Genomic DNA, 14,433 nt, shown 5'->3' with positions numbered 1-14,433 from the left:
ACTGTCCCCGGCTCGAAGGGAAACCTCCCCTGTGACGACGACTGTCGCACCGACCGCGGCCGCTACGCCCTCCACGGGCAAGCGGCCGCGGGCGGCCAAACTCGTCCGGATGCTGCCGCTGTCGCCGGCCATCGGACTGATGCTGGTCTTCCTGGCTGGCCCGATCATCTACTGCGTGTACGCCGCGTTCACGAACATGGCGCTCACCGGTACCGGTGCCGCGAACGTCAAGTTCGTCGGCCTGGAGAACTTCCGCAAGGCGTTCAGCAGCAGCGCGTTCACGAACTCGATCTGGCTGACGCTGGTGTTCACGCTGATCTCCGCGATCATCGGCCAGAACACGCTCGGCCTCGGGCTCTCGTTGCTGATGCGCAGATCGACGAAGGTCGTGCGCAACTTCGTCGGTACCGCGGTCATCGGCGCGTGGGTGCTGCCCGAGGTGGTCGCGGCGTACCTGCTGAGCGCGTTCTTCAACGACGACGGCACGCTGAACGTGATGCTGCACGCCGTCGGCCTGCCCGGCCAGGACTGGTTGTACGGGGCACCGATCATCGCGGTGTCGCTGGCCAACATCTGGCGCGGTACGGCGTTCTCCATGCTGGTGTACTCCGCAGCGCTCAGCGAGATCCCGAAGGAGATCGAGGAGTCCGCCGAGATGGACGGCGCCGGCGGATGGCGGCGGCTCGCGTTCGTGACGCTGCCGATGATCACCCGCGCGATCATGACCAACCTGATGCTGATCACGCTGCAGACGCTGAGCGTCTTCGGCCTGATCTACGCGATGACCCGCGGCGGGCCTGGTACCAAGAGCCAGACGCTGCCGCTGTACATGTACGAGCAGGCATTCAGCTTCTCCCAGATCGGCTACGGTACGGCGATCGCGCTGGTGATGCTGGCGATCGGCGCGGTGTTCTCGCTGATCTACCTGCGTGGACTCAACTCGGAGGCAGCGTGATTGCGCGCGACCGTCTTAGCAAGGTGACGTCGAATCTGATCCTGCTGGCCATCGGCGTGCTGTTCGTGCTGCCGCTGCTCTGGGTGCTGTTCGCGTCGATCAACCGGACGGCCGGGTTGCGCGTGGAGTTCCCGACGCATCCGACGCTCGGGAACTTCAAGGCGGTACTCAACACCGACACGACGTACCGGCCTGTTTTGAACGGCATCATCCTGTGCGGTGGGTCGGCGCTGCTGACGATGATCTGCGCGGTACTGGCGGCCTATCCGCTGTCGCGATTCCGTACCCGGTTCAACCGGCCGTTCTTGCTGACCGTGTTGTTCTGTACCGGGCTGCCGATCACGGCGGTCATGGTGCCGGTGTACGGGTTGTTCGTGCAGCTGAACCTGGTGGACACCATTGGTGGCACCATCATGTTCATGGCGACGTCGGCGTTGCCGTTCGCGATCTGGCTGACGAAGACGTTCATGGACGGCGTACCGCTGTCCCTGGAAGAGGCCGCGTGGGTCGACGGCGCCGGCAACATGCGCGCGCTGTGGGCGATCGTGCTGCCGCTGATGTGGCCGGGGATCGCGGTCGTGCTGATCTTCACCTTCATCGGGATGTGGGGCAACTTCTTCGTCCCGTTCATGCTGCTGCTGTCACCCGAACGGCTGCCGGCGTCGGTCAGCATCTTCACGTTCTTCGGCCAGTACGGCGAACCGAACTACGGACAGCTGGCGGCGTACTCCCTCATCTACACCACCCCCGTACTCCTCCTCTACCTCCTCCTCAGCCGCAAACTAGGCGGCGCCTTCGCCCTAGGCGGCGCCATCAAGGGCTGACCCACCAGAACCGCCCCAAGAACACCGCCCCACCGGCCAAAGGACACCGCTTCGCGGCGGCTGTCCTTTCGGCCGCCTCCGGCGGCGCGCGCGTGAGGTGATGCCGAGCGGAGCCCATCGGCGCCGGGTGCTGCGGTTTGCGGGTTGAATCGGACACCGCTTCGCGGCGGCTGTCTTGTGGCGCCTTCGGCGCAACGCGCGTGAGGTGGTTGCCGGGCCGAGGTTGATGGCGCCGGGTGCTGTGGTCCGCAGACCAAAAGCACACCCCCCGCGCGACCCCAAGGACACCGCTTCTCGCGGCGGCTGTCCTTCGGCGCCTTCGGCGTGGTGCGCGTGGCGTGTTGCGTGGTGCGGGTTGACGGCGCCAGGTGCTGTGGCCCGCACGCGGGAAGGTCACCGCTTCGCGGCGGCTGTCCTTTGGCGCCTTCGGCGCGGTGCGCGGCACGCGGTCGCGGGCTGAGGTTGGTGGCGCCGGGTGCCGTGGTGTGCGGGTGCTGTGGGTGGGATCGCGGGTTGTTGCCGCTGGCCTGCGAGCTCGGGGTGGAGAGGATTCCCTGCCGGTGCGGTCGGAAGATCCTCCCCAACGTGAACCGGTTTGGCGTGCAAGCTTGCAAGCATGATTGAATGATGGCAGACTATTCGAACGTTTCGAAAGTCGTTTCGACTTGTTCGTTTGGGGATTGATGTGACGACTGAGCTGCTCGAGTCGCAGACCTACCTGCCGGAAGAGCGGGAGCAGATGGCAGCTGTCGCCAGCTTCCTCGAGGCGCATCACAGCAAGGCCGGTGAGCGGCCCGAGCGGCGCTATCTCCTTGTGGGTGCTGAGGAGCACGAGCAGATCGAGGTTCCTGAGTCGCTGCACAGGGTGCTCGTGCAAGCCGTGACGGCGCTGCAGGCTGGACGTGCAGTAACGATCTCGCCGACGATGCCGAAGCTCACCACCCAGCAGGTCGCTGACTTGCTGGGAGTCAGTCGGCCGACGGTGGTCCGACTGATCGACGCCGGCGAGCTTGCGTCCGAGCGGATCGGGAATCGCCGGAAGATTCTGCTCAAAGACGCTTTGGACTATCGCGATCTTCGACGGACGCGGCAGTATCAGGCGATCGCCGACACATCAGTGGACATGAGTGAGGACGAGGATCCGGTAGTAGTGAACGAAAGGCTCGCCCGGATCCGGAAGAAGCGTGCTGAGCACAGGCGGTCAACAGGCAGTTTCTGAGAGTATCGGTGCATGTTCGCCGCCCTCCTCGATACTTGCGTCCTGTGGCCCAGCAAGCAGCGCGATTTCCTACTCAGCCTGGCCGTCGTGAACCTCTACAGGCCGCTGTGGAGCAGTGCGATTCTCGATGAGCTCCAGTACTGCGAGGTCGACAAGCTTGTGAGGTTCGGTGTGCCGCAGGGAGAGGCGGAGGGGCGGGCTACTCGCCTCATCGAGATGATGCGGAGCTACTTCGACGACGCGGAGGTTCAGAACTGGCAGCCGTACGAGGGTACGTTCGGCCTGCCTGATCCTGACGACGAGCACGTGATCGCGGCAGCGGTAGCAGGTCACGCTGGTGCGATTGTGACCGACAACCTCAAGCACTTTCCCCAGGACAAGATGCCGCCGGCTATTGAAGTCATCTCGCCGAGTGAGTTCGCCGCCAATACCGTCGCGGTGGCCCCGGAACTCGCGCTCGAGGCGGTGACGACGCTTGTGGCGCGCCTGAGGAAGCCGCCGGTGAGTGTGGAAGGCTTCCTGGCCGTTCTCCGCGAGAGGTACGGGATGGAGGAAGCGGTTGCTCTGATCAACGATGTTCGGCAAGGTGCCGTCGGGCCGTGAGCTACAGAACGGATCGGTGCAGGACAATCGTGGTGAAGCGGTGGCACTATCTCACTCACGCATCACGGCAACCTGGCGCCGTCGACCTCGGCGCCGCGGTCACCTCACGCGCACGCCGCCGGAGGCGGCCGGAAGGCAGCCGCCGCGAAGCGGTGACGCCTCACCGTGAGGACAGCACGTAGCGCCGTAGGCCTCGCCTCAACGGTCGCCTGGCGCGCACCACGCCGAAGGCGACAACACAACCGCCGCCGCGAAGCGGTGACATTTCTACCTGTGAACCTCTGCACCCGGCGCCAACGATTCCAGCCCGGAGGTAGCTCACGCGCGCCGCGCCGAAGGCGCCAGAAGAGCCGCCGCCGCGAAGTGATGACCTTTCCACCTGCGAACGCCAGGGCCCGGCGTCGCCAACCTCCGGCTCGGAGGTAGGTCGCGCGCACAGCGCCGGAGGCGGCGATGGGCAGGCGCCGTGGAGCGGTGTTCTTTAGGGGGCGGTGGGCTCTGTGAGGAGTTGGTTGGTTCTAGCTGGTGAGGGCTTGTTTCCAGGTGGCTAGTTTTTGGGGGAAGGTTTTGTTCCATTGGGGGTCTGGGAGGGCTTGGGTGTAGCGGGTTAGGGCTAGGGGGGCCAGTGTGGTGATGGAGTTGGGGGCGGCTTCGAGCGCTACTGCTAGGCGGATGGTGAAGGTGGCTAGGCGGGTTAGGCGGTCGTGGTCGGGGGTGGTTGCCTGGTCTTTCAGTTGGGTGCGGAGTTGTTTGAGGGTGCGGAGGGCGGTGCGGTGGTCGCCTCGGCTGCCTCGAACGTCGAGGGCTTCGGTGGGGATGCCGAGGAAGTTGGCGATCCCTGGGTCGGCGGGGGTGGGGGCGGGTTTGGTGAAGAGGCTGGGTTTGCCCAACGCGGTGGTGATGTCGGTCAAGAGGGTGTCCAGGGCGTCGACCAGTGGTGGGACGGCGCGGTCGGCGGTTTTGCGGCGGTTGGTTTCCAGCGCGGTGAGGCGGGCGTGTTCAGCCTCGACGGCGGTGCGGAGGGAGTCGGGCCAGTCGTCCAGGCCGGTCAGCTGTTCCGGGCGTGGGGCCGAGGGGTTCAGCGTGCTCGGGTCGAGAGGCTTGGCGCCGGCGCGGGCGGCGGTGATTTCTTCCTCGAGCTTTTTCTTGGGTCCCGGGACGATTGAGCTCACGCGTCCAGCCTACGCAGGTTCCAGACGGACGGGACGACGAGCGTCAGGACAGTGATCAGGACGAAGAGTGCGGCGCCGTACAGTTCGACAGCTTTGGCGCTGATCGCTACTGCGACATAGCCGACGGTGAGTTGGCCGACCGGGCCGGCGATGAACGAGCCGAGCATGTCGTACGAGGAGACGCGGGAGAGTTTGTCGATCGGGACGTGTTGGCCGAGGGCGGTTTCCCAGCTGATGCCGAAGATGTCGAAGCCGACGCCGAGGAAGAACGCGGCGATCGCGACCGCCCACAGCTGCGGCAGTACGGCGAGGCACAGCATGATCGGGACGGTCAGGAGCATGCCCAGCATGCCGGTGCGGAGTGGGCGGCGGGGTTTGAGGCGGAGCATGATGATGCCGCTGGCAACCAGTCCGGCGCCGAAGCAGGCGCTGACCAAGCCCCAGCCGGTGCGGCCGAAGGTCTTGTCGGCGATCACCGGGCCGAGGACCTGGTAGCAGGCGGTGAAGATCAGGTTGAGCAGGCCGAACGCGAGCACGATCACCCACACCCACTGCCGGGACGCGAATTCGTGCCAGCCCTCGCGCAGGTCGCTCAGCAAAGAGCTGGCCGCGCGTTCGATCCGCGGGATCGCCAACCGGGACAGCAACAAAGCTCCGACCAGGAACGTCAGGCCGTCGACCGCCAACCCGACGCCGGGGCTGGTCAGGCCGACGATCACCCCGGCCACCGCGCCGCCGCCGATCATCGCGGCGGAGCGGGCGAAGCCGGCGATCGCGTTGGCCTGGGGGAGTTCGGTGCGGTCCACGATCGACGGCAGGATGCCGGTCATCGCGGGCATCACGAACGCGGCCGCGATCCCGTTCACCGCCTCGATCGACGCGAGCTGCCAGACCGTGACGTGCCCGGACAGTACGAGCGCCGCCGCCAGCCCCTGGGTCAGTCCGCTGACCGTGTTGGCGGTGACGAGGACGAGGTGCCGAGGCAACCGATCCGCGATCACGCCGCCGATCAGCAGGAACACGATGTTCGGGATGCTGCGCGCCGCGAGTACGGTGCCGACCGCGCTCGCGGAGTCGGAGACGTCGAGTACGGCGAACACCAGCGCCACCGGCGCGATCGACGAGCCGAGGATCGAGATGAACCGTGCGGACACGAAGACGCGCACGTCGCGATGCCGCAGTACGGCAAGATCCTGCCGGAACCCCACCCCGTCCACCCCTCTCCGAACCCGGTGAGCCTATCCGACATGCGGACCGGTGACTTCCGGAATGACGGCGTGCGGGCGGGGTCAGTCCGGCGTACGGTCTGTGATTGTGACGCGGCGGCGGCCGGTGGTCGGAAGCTTCTGGGCGGCACGGGGCAGCGTAGCCCTCGTGGTCGTCGTCAGCTGCCTGGCCGCGCTCGCGTTGATCGTGGGGAAGTGGGAGCGCCAGTTCGGATACCAGAGCCCTTCAATGCACCTCGCACTGGAGACCGTCAACGCGTGCGTCGCCCTTCTGCTGGCATACCTGGTTTACGGGCGATTCTTGCGCACCAACACCTGGCAGGACCTGCTGCTACTTCAGGGACTCGCCGTTCTCGGTACTGCGAACGCCCTGCTGAGTGTCACGCTCATGAAGACCGAACCGGTCGGCCCGGTCGGCAGCTGGCTCCCGCCAAGCCTGCGGATCGTCGGAACGCTTCTGATCGCTGCGTCCGCCCTGGTACCGAAGAGGCAGGCCCGGCGCCGTGGCTGGCGACACTGGGCCCTGGCGCCCGCTGTCGCCGGCATGCTCCTGCTCAGCGCGCTGCTGTACTGGCGGAAGGCGTCGTTGCCCGAAGCTAAAGCGGCCACATCTGAAGCGCTCTTGGTCCCACAGGTGTTGACCCTCGTATGCTTCGCGGTGGCGGCGGTGGCGTTCACTCGGCAGGCCCGCAGCCGCGACGACGTCCTCCTGCGATGGCTTGGTCCGGCGTGCGCGGTAGGCGCTTTCGCGAGGCTGAACTACCTCCTGTTCCCACCGGATCGCCCTGACTGGCTGTACTCCGGGGACGTCCTACGGACCGCGTCATACCTGCTCCTGCTCATCGCGGCCGGCCGTGAGATCAGCAGGCACTGGGCGCTCCAAGCGGAGGTCGCGGTGGTCGAGGACCGAAGAAGGCTCGCCCGCGAGATGCACGACGGCGTACTGCAGGAGCTCGGCTACATCCGCTCGGAGATCTCCACGTTCGAGGGCCCCAAGGTGGAGCGGATCCTCGGCGCGAGCGACCGGGCGCTGGACGAGGCACGGCAGATGCTCGAGGCGCTCGGCCGGTCCGACGACGAGCCGCTCGGCTTCGTACTGCACCGCGCCGTCGAGCAGCTGGCCCAGCGGTACGGCGTGACGCTCGACCTCGCGCTCGACGAGTCGATCGTGGTGGACCGTCCGCAACGGCACGCGCTGGTACGGATCGCCCGCGAGGCCGTGCTGAACGCCGTACGGCACGGCAAGGTGGACCGGGTGAAGGTCGAGCTGAGCCGCGACGGCGACGACAGCGTGCTCCGGATCTCCGACAACGGACCCGGGTTCGACCCGGCGCAACGGCAGACCGGATTCGGGCTGATCAGCATGCGCGAGCGCGCCGAGGCGTTGCCCGGTACCTTCGTACTGACGACGCGGCCGGACGAGGGGACGACGGTGGTGGTCAGGTGGTGACAGTTCAGTGGTGACGGCGGAGGCTCGCCGGGTGGTGATCGCCGACGACCACCCGCAGCTCAGGGCGCATATCCGGCGGGCCCTGGAGGCGGGTGGGTTCGAGGTCTGCGCCGAGGCAGCGACCGGGCCGCAGGCCGTCCGGTTCGCCGAGGAACACCGGCCGGACGCCGTCCTGCTCGACATCCACATGCCTGGCGGCGGGATTCGGGCCGCGGCCGAGATCTCCCAGGTGCTGCCGGAGATCGCGATCGTGATGCTGACCGTGTCCCGCGACGACAACGACCTGTTCGAGTCGCTCCGCGCCGGCGCGTCCGGCTACCTGCTGAAGGACACCGATCCCGGCCGGCTGCCCGAGGCGCTGCGCGGTGTGCTGTCGGGCGAGGCTGCGATCCCGCGGACGCTGGTCGCCCGGATCCTGGACGAGTTCCGCGAGCCGGGCCGACGGCGCTCGGCCCGGCGGTCGAAGGCGGCGCTGCTCACCTCCCGCGAATGGGAGGTGATGGGCCTGCTCGGCGAAGGTCTGACCACCGACGAGGTCGCCAAGCGGTTGTTCCTGTCGCCGACGACGGTCCGCGTGCACATCTCGACGGTGCTGCGCAAGCTCCGGGTCAAGGACCGGCAGGCGGCGATCGAACTGCTCCGCGACGAGAGCTGAACCGGTCGTGCGGGAGGTCCCCCCTCTCCCCACCTCCCGAACGACCGGTCCAACCGCCTTGCAGCACCTTCCACCACTGTCGTGCACGATCCCCCCTCGCCCACGGCCTGCAGTCACCCTAAGTAGCGAGCGGCCGTGAGGCCAGCCCTTTGAGCGTTCAAACATCTAAACGGCCCGGGCGGAAGCGGTTGTCCGTCGTTGTCACCGGGGGTGACCGGGAGATTGCCGTTACCTTGGGGTATTGGTCCTTCGATCTGCAGGAGGCTCCGTGAAGATCAACGACGTACTGCGCGGCAAGGGCAACCAGGTCGTCACCATCTCCCCAGAAGCCACTGTCACCGAACTGCTCGTCCTGCTGGCCGAACACAACATCGGTGCGGTGGTGGTCAGCTCGGACGGGTCCACGGTGTCCGGGATCGTCTCCGAGCGCGACATCGTGCGGCTCTGGAACGGTACGCCGGAGGCGGGCGACGTGCGGGTGAGCGCGATCATGACCGCCGAGGTGCACACCTGCACACCGGACGACCTGATCGACAACCTGATGCGGATGATGACCGACCGCCGGATCCGGCACGTCCCGGTCGTCGTGGACGGCCGCCTGGCCGGCCTGGTCAGCATCGGGGACGTGGTCAAGTCCCGGATCGGCGAGCTCGAGTTCGAGCGCGAACAGTTGTCCAACTACATCAGCAGCTGACCGGCTAAGACTCGAGGAGTTCGCCCAGCTCGAGACCTTCGAGCTGCGGACGGACGTCCTTGGCTTCTCCGACCACGACCACGAGCAGCCCGTCGGCCCCGACGTACCGCCGGTAGGCCTCGGTCGCCTCGGCGGCGGTGGTGGCCGCGATGCTGGTCAGGTACGTGTTCGCGAAGTCGATCGGTACGCCGTTCGCGATGTTGCTGCCGACCTGCTGGGCGACCGAGTCGGCCTGCTCGTAGCGCAGCGGCGCGGTCCGGATCAGGCTGTCCTTCGCCTCCTGAACCTCCTGCTCGGTCAGGCCGTCACGGGCCTCGCGCAGGATCCGCAGCGCGTCGCCGATCGCGGCACCGGTGACCTCGGTCCGTACGGCGCCGCCGAGGCTGAACGTCCCGCCCTTGCGCGGCGCCGCGAAGCTCGTCCGCGTGCCGTACGTGTAGCCCTTCTCCTCGCGCAGGACCGTGTCCACGCGGGAGGTGATGGTCCCGCCCACGACGTGGTTCGCGACGGCGGCCGCACCCCACGCCGGGTCCCGCCGATCCGGTCCGGCGCAGCCGATCAGCAGTTGGCTCTGCACCGACCCCGGCCGGTCGACCAGTACGACGCGGTTGCCCGGGATGTAGATCGGCTCCGGTGTCTCCAGCGCCGTACCGGCCGTGGAGGTCCAGTTGCCGAAGGCCGCGTCGATGATCGCGGCGACGTCGACGCCGGTCGCGTCGCCGGCGAAGAGGATCTCCGCCCGCTCCGGGCCGATGTTGTTCCGGTAGAAGTCCGCGACCTCGACGTTCGTCAGCGGGCGGATCGTGTCCGGCGTCCCCGCGGTCGGCCGGGAGCGCCGCGTCGAGGGTGCGAACAGGTGGGCCGCGAACGCCTCGCGGGCCCGGTAGCCGGCGTTCGCCCGCTCCTGGTTGATCTCGCCGAGCCGGATCGTCACGTGCCGCCCGACGTCGGTCTGGTTGAACGCCGGCTTGGTGATCGCCTCCGCCAGCAGCTCGACCGCGGGCGCGAGATGCGACACCGGTACCGAGATCTCGACGTGCAGCGCGTCCGAGCTGACGTCCACGCCGTACGCCGCTCCGTGCCGTTCCAGGGCGGCCGCGAACTCGTTCGCCGAGTGCAGCTCGGTACCCTCGTCGAGCGTCCGCGACATGATCGTCGCGACCCCCTCGAGGTCGCGCGGTTCGGCGATCAGCGGCATCGCGATCGTCACCCGGACGGTGGCGACGTACTGCCCGGGACGGTCGAAGACGTGCACCGGCGTACCGACGCTGGTCCGAGTGGTCGTCGCCTCCGGGAACCTCCACGGACGCGGCGCGCCGACGGCCGGCGGGGTGGTCAGCACCTGGTTCATTCCTGCGCTCCAGAAGTCTCGGTACGGCGGTACGTGACCTGGACCCGGCCCGACGCGCGGATCCACTTCGCGGCGGCGGCCTGGATCTGGTCGACGGTGACGGCTTGGATCTGGTCGATCCGGGTGTTGATCCGGTTCGGGTCGCCGAACAGCAGGGCGTAATGCGAGATCTCGTCCGCCCGCCCCGCGCATGTCGCCAGCTGCTCCAGCCAGTCGCGCTCCGCCTGCGCCTGCACGGTCGCCAGCTCGTCGTCGGTGGCACCGTCGATCGCGAGCTTCTCGATCTCCTCGAGCAGCGCGTCCTCGACCTTCTGCAGGTCGACGCCGTCGGACGCGATCCCGGTCAGCGTCCCGAACGAGACCCCGCCGATCAGCGGCAGGGCGCCACCGGACACCGACTGCGCGATCTGCTCGTCGCGGACCAGCCGCCGGTTCAGCCGGCCGCTCTGGCCGGCGGCGAGGATGTCGAGCGCCAGCCCGGCGGCGTCGAGTTCCGGCGTACCGTCGACCGGCAGCCGGAACATCATCGTGATCAGGTCGGACGGTACGTCGGACGTCACGTCGTCGCGCAGTACGTCGGTGATCGGGCCGATCGTGCCGTCCGGCGCCGGCGGCGGGGTGGGGATCGCCTGCAGGTGGCCGAAGTACCGCTTGGCGGCGTCGAAGGCGTCCGCCTCGGAGACGTCGCCGACGATCGTCAGGACCGCGTTGTTCGGCCCGTAGTACTTGCGGAAGAACGCGTGCACGTCCTCGACCGAGGCGGCGTCCAGGTCGGCCATCGAGCCGATCGTCATGTGCGCGTACGGATGGCCCTCGGGGAAGGCGAGCTTGACGAGCCGCTCGTACGAATCGCCGTACGGGCGGTTGTCGTAGCTCTGCCGCTTCTCCTCCTTCACCACGTCGCGCTGGTTGTCGAGGTTTTCCTGGTTGACCGCGTCGAGCAGGTAGCCCATCCGGTCCGCCTCGAGCCAGAGCGCGAGGTCGAGACCGCCGCTGGGCAGCGACTCGAAGTAGTTGGTGCGGTCGAAGAACGTGCTCGCGTTCAGGCTGGCGCCGGCCGTCTCCAGCAGGCTGAAGTGCTGGCCGGAGGCGACGTTGCGCGACCCTTGGAACATCAGGTGCTCGAAGAGGTGCGCGAACCCGGTCAGGCCCGGCGGCTCGTGGCGCGAGCCCACGTCGTACCAGAGGTTGACCGCGACGATCGGGACGGCGCGGTCCGAGCTGACGACGACCCGCAGGCCGTTGTCCAGCGTCTGCTCCGCGATGGGGTAGTCCAAGGGCATACCGGCCACCATACGTGGTCGGGAAACTTCCTCGGCCGGGTTGTCGATTCTGTCCGGGTTCGCGCATCGGGATGGTGAATGCTGGAAACGGCGACGACGAGAGAGGTGACCCGGAGTGGGCAAGTACCTGGTGATGATCTACGACGACGAGGCGAAGTGGGCCGCCGACGACGGGACGGTGATGGAGCAGAACCACAAGAACCACCAGGCGTTCGCGGCGGCCAACGGTGCGGCGATCCGCGGCGGCGGGCAGCTCGACGACAGCACCACCGCGACGTCGATCCGCTCCGACGGCAACGGCGGGTACGTCGTCACCGACGGGGTGTTCGCGGAGACACGGGAGGTGATGGGCGGGTACTACATCATCGAGGCCGCCGACCTGGACGAGGCCCTCGCGATCGCGAAACAGGTCCCGTCCCCGATGGGCGGCGTCGAGGTCCGCCCACTGGTCAACAGTGACTGATCTTGTCGTCGAGGCGGTGGCGGCGGCCCATGTGACGGAGTGGGCCGCCGTACTGGCCGCGACTGCTCGGGTGGCGGCGGATCTCGACCTGGCTGAGGACTGCGTGCAGGACGCGTACGCGAAGGCGCTGGTGCACTGGCGTACGCAAGGTGTTCCGCGGCGGCCCGGTGCCTGGTTGACGACGGTCGCCACCCGGCGCGCGCTGGAGCACCGCCGGCGAGCCGATGTCGCCCGGCGGAAGCTGCCGTTGCTGATCCCGGAGGAGGACGTCGCGGACCAGACGTTCCCCGACGACCGCCTCCGCCTGATCTTTACCTGCTGCCACCCGGCGCTGTCGCAGGAAGCCCAGATCGCCCTGACGCTGCGGCTGGTCTGCGGCCTGACCTCCGCCGAGATCGCGAAGGCGTTCCTGGTGAAGGAAGCCACCATGCAGGCCCGGATCACCCGAGCCAAACAAAAGATCTCCCGCACCGGCATCCCCTACCGCATCCCGCACCTGTCAGAACTCCCCGACCGCATAGAAGCAGTCCTCGACGTGGTCCACCTCGTCTACACGGCCGGTAGCGAGCGAGCGATCGATCTGGCCCGGATGGTTCGGCTGTTGCTCCCCGGGAGTGCTGAGGCGGCTGGGTTGCTGGGGTTGTTGCTGCTGACCGAGGCTCGGCGGGCGGCTCAGATCGGCGAGGAACTGGTGTTGATGGAGGACCAGGATCGGCGACTGTGGGACCGGGAGTTGATCGCCGAGGGGTTGGCCTTGGTGCCGGAAGCCGTGGGGCCGGCTGGGCGGTTCGGGTTGATGGCGGCGATCGCGGCGGTGCATGCGGAGGCCGAATGCTGGGCGGACACCGACTGGCCGGAGATCCTTGGACTGTACGACTTGTTGGTCGCGAGGTGGCCTTCGCCGGTGGTTCGGTTGAATCGGGTGGTGGCAGTCAGCTACGTCGACGGTCCGGCCGCGGCGCTCGACCAGTTGCCCGACGACCCGGCGTTGGCGACGTACCCGTACCTGTACTCCACCCGCGCCGAGCTGCTCAGGCGGCTGGGGCGGTCGGCCGAGGCGCGGGCGGCGTACGAAGAGGCGCTTGCGTTCACCAGTGATCCGGCGCAGGCCGCGTTTCTGCAGCGGCGGCTTACTCGAGACGTTTGAGTACTTCGTCGTGCAGCCGCCCGTTGGTGGCGACGGCGTTCGGGCCGTTGGGGCCGGGGACTCCGTCGACGGAGGTGAACTTGCCGCCGGCCTCGTCGACGATGATCGCCAGCGCGGCCATGTCGTACAGATTCAGCTCGGGCTCGGCCGCGATGTCGACAGCGCCCTCGGCGACCAGCATGTACGACCAGAAGTCGCCGTACGCGCGGGTCCGCCAGACCGAGTCCATCAGCTCGGCCCACTGGTTCTTCTTGCCGATCTTCTCCCAGCCCTTGAGCGACGCGTACGACAGCGACGCGTCCTCGATCCGGCTCACGTCGCTGACCCGGCACGGTTGCGACGAGTGCAGCGCGCGGCCGGTCCAGGCGCCGTCGCCGTACGACGCCCACCAGCGCTTCCCGAGCGCGGGTGCGGACACCACACCGACGACGACCTGGTCCTCGATCATCAGACTGATCAGCGTCGCCCAGACCGGTACGCCGCGGATGTAGTTCTTGGTGCCGTCGATCGGGTCCACCACCCAGCGGCGCACGCCCCAGCCCGACGTACCGTCCTCCTCGCCGACGAACGCGTCCCGCGGGCGCGCCCGGGCGAGCGTCTTGCGCATCACATCCTCGACCTTCTTGTCCGACTCGCTCACCGGAGTGAGGTCGGGCTTGGTGGCCACGTGCAGGTCGAGCGCCTTGTAGCGGTCCATCGTGGTCGAGTCCGCGTCGTCGGCCAGGATGTGGGCGAGCCGCAGGTCATCCGTGTGCGAAGGCATGCCGGAAGGCTAGCCTGAACTGTCCCCGAGCGCGCCGGGTGCCCGTGACATGTTGTGCCGGATTGAACCGAATCGGGTCGTGGACCGTGCCATGGGTGTCTGACACGACCTCAAGACTGCCGGGAGGCGTCAAATGTTCGAGCGCTTCGGTGACCTGCCGCTGCATGTGCTGGTGATCCATCTCGCCGTGGTGGTGCTGCCGGTGAGTGCGCTGACCGCGATCGCCTTCGCCGCGGTGCCGAAGTGGCGTACGTTCCTGCGCTGGCCGGCGCTGGTGCTCGGCGTCGGCGCGCTGGTGTGCGCGTTCGTGGCGAAGAAGAGCGGCGACGCGTTCGTGGCGGCGCTGCCGCAGTTGCAGCAGTTGGTCCAGGTGCACCGGGCGCGCGGCAACCTGCTGCTCTGGTTCGCGCTGGCGTTCGCGGTCCTGGTCGTGGCTGCCTTCCTGTTGCTGCCGACAACGGCACGGAGTGCGGTGGCGGTCACCAGCCGCCCGCTCGAGCTGCTGGTGACCGCGGCGGTCGTGGTGATGGCGGTCGTGATGATCTACCAGACCGTCCGCACCGGCGACGCGGGCGCGCGAGCCGTCTGGGGCGGCACCCTGCCGAAGAAGTAGCGGACCTCCACCACT

At 67.9% G+C, this 14,433-nt stretch carries 15 protein-coding genes; 10 read left to right on the top strand and 5 right to left on the bottom strand.

The genetic code is table 11. From position 1 onward, the window contains the following. Positions 1–31: 31 nt before the first annotated feature. The 4 genes from FB475_RS06070 (at position 32) to FB475_RS06055 (ending at position 3,601) form a co-directional block, all read left to right on the top strand. On the top strand, positions 32–955 hold the full coding sequence (locus tag FB475_RS06070) for a carbohydrate ABC transporter permease (protein WP_141853318.1): 924 nt from the start codon (positions 32–34) through the stop codon (positions 953–955). Between the two features lie 23 nt (positions 956–978). Beyond that, a complete protein-coding gene (locus FB475_RS06065) occupies positions 979–1,779 on the top strand; it encodes a carbohydrate ABC transporter permease (protein ID WP_238331988.1) in 801 nt (266 codons plus the stop codon). Between the two features lie 685 nt (positions 1,780–2,464). Continuing rightward, positions 2,465–2,998, top strand: a complete 534-nt coding sequence (locus FB475_RS06060) for a helix-turn-helix domain-containing protein (protein WP_141853314.1) — start codon at positions 2,465–2,467, stop codon at positions 2,996–2,998. A 12-nt stretch (positions 2,999–3,010) separates the two neighbouring features. Then, on the top strand, positions 3,011–3,601 hold the full coding sequence (locus FB475_RS06055) for a PIN domain-containing protein (protein ID WP_141853312.1): 591 nt from the start codon (positions 3,011–3,013) through the stop codon (positions 3,599–3,601). A 518-nt stretch (positions 3,602–4,119) separates the two neighbouring features. On the opposite strand, the gene FB475_RS06050 is transcribed toward FB475_RS06055, so the two are convergent. Both FB475_RS06050 and FB475_RS06045 read right to left on the bottom strand, forming a co-directional pair. Then, a complete protein-coding gene (locus FB475_RS06050; RefSeq protein ID WP_141853310.1) occupies positions 4,120–4,773 on the bottom strand; it encodes a hypothetical protein in 654 nt (217 codons plus the stop codon). Next, complete coding sequence (locus tag FB475_RS06045) at positions 4,770–5,981, bottom strand: MFS transporter (protein WP_141853308.1); 1,212 nt, start codon at positions 5,979–5,981, stop codon at positions 4,770–4,772. Before FB475_RS06045 ends, FB475_RS06050 begins: the two co-directional genes overlap by 4 nt. Before the next feature lie 166 nt (positions 5,982–6,147). Between FB475_RS06045 and FB475_RS06040 the strand changes: the two genes are divergently transcribed. The 3 genes from FB475_RS06040 (at position 6,148) to FB475_RS06030 (ending at position 8,798) form a co-directional block, all read left to right on the top strand. Further along, a complete protein-coding gene (locus FB475_RS06040) occupies positions 6,148–7,449 on the top strand; it encodes a sensor histidine kinase (protein WP_185759099.1) in 1,302 nt (433 codons plus the stop codon). Positions 7,450–7,459: 10 nt separating this feature from the next. Continuing rightward, on the top strand, positions 7,460–8,104 hold the full coding sequence (locus tag FB475_RS06035; RefSeq protein WP_202878264.1) for a response regulator: 645 nt from the start codon (positions 7,460–7,462) through the stop codon (positions 8,102–8,104). A 268-nt stretch (positions 8,105–8,372) separates the two neighbouring features. Continuing rightward, complete coding sequence (locus FB475_RS06030; RefSeq protein WP_141853302.1) at positions 8,373–8,798, top strand: CBS domain-containing protein; 426 nt, start codon at positions 8,373–8,375, stop codon at positions 8,796–8,798. Positions 8,799–8,802: 4 nt separating this feature from the next. Here FB475_RS06030 and FB475_RS06025 read toward each other — a convergent pair whose 3' ends face one another. Both FB475_RS06025 and FB475_RS06020 read right to left on the bottom strand, forming a co-directional pair. After that, positions 8,803–10,149 (bottom strand): M16 family metallopeptidase, encoded by a 1,347-nt coding sequence (locus FB475_RS06025; RefSeq protein WP_141853300.1) that lies wholly within the window; start codon positions 10,147–10,149, stop codon positions 8,803–8,805. After that, a complete protein-coding gene (locus FB475_RS06020) occupies positions 10,146–11,432 on the bottom strand; it encodes a M16 family metallopeptidase (RefSeq protein WP_141853298.1) in 1,287 nt (428 codons plus the stop codon). Before FB475_RS06020 ends, FB475_RS06025 begins: the two co-directional genes overlap by 4 nt. 115 nt (positions 11,433–11,547) lie before the next feature. Here FB475_RS06020 and FB475_RS06015 point away from each other — a divergent pair, with 115 nt between their 5' ends. Both FB475_RS06015 and FB475_RS06010 read left to right on the top strand, forming a co-directional pair. After that, positions 11,548–11,895, top strand: coding sequence for a YciI family protein (locus FB475_RS06015; protein ID WP_238331987.1), 348 nt, complete (start codon positions 11,548–11,550; stop codon positions 11,893–11,895). Continuing rightward, a complete protein-coding gene (locus tag FB475_RS06010) occupies positions 11,888–13,042 on the top strand; it encodes an RNA polymerase sigma factor (protein WP_141853296.1) in 1,155 nt (384 codons plus the stop codon). Before FB475_RS06015 ends, FB475_RS06010 begins: the two co-directional genes overlap by 8 nt. Here the strand turns inward: FB475_RS06010 and hisN are convergent. Beyond that, positions 13,026–13,805: a histidinol-phosphatase gene (gene hisN, locus FB475_RS06005; protein WP_141853294.1), complete on the bottom strand. Its 780-nt coding sequence runs from the start codon at positions 13,803–13,805 to the stop codon at positions 13,026–13,028. The two genes, FB475_RS06010 and hisN, sit on opposite strands and share 17 nt — an antisense overlap. 133 nt (positions 13,806–13,938) lie before the next feature. Here hisN and FB475_RS06000 point away from each other — a divergent pair, with 133 nt between their 5' ends. Beyond that, positions 13,939–14,418 (top strand): DUF2231 domain-containing protein, encoded by a 480-nt coding sequence (locus FB475_RS06000; protein ID WP_141853292.1) that lies wholly within the window; start codon positions 13,939–13,941, stop codon positions 14,416–14,418. Positions 14,419–14,433 lie beyond the last annotated feature (15 nt).

The sequence above is a fragment of the Kribbella jejuensis genome, from assembly GCF_006715085.1.
GTDB lineage: Bacteria > Actinomycetota > Actinomycetes > Propionibacteriales > Kribbellaceae > Kribbella > Kribbella jejuensis.
This window is presented reverse-complemented; position numbering and strand designations above follow the sequence as displayed.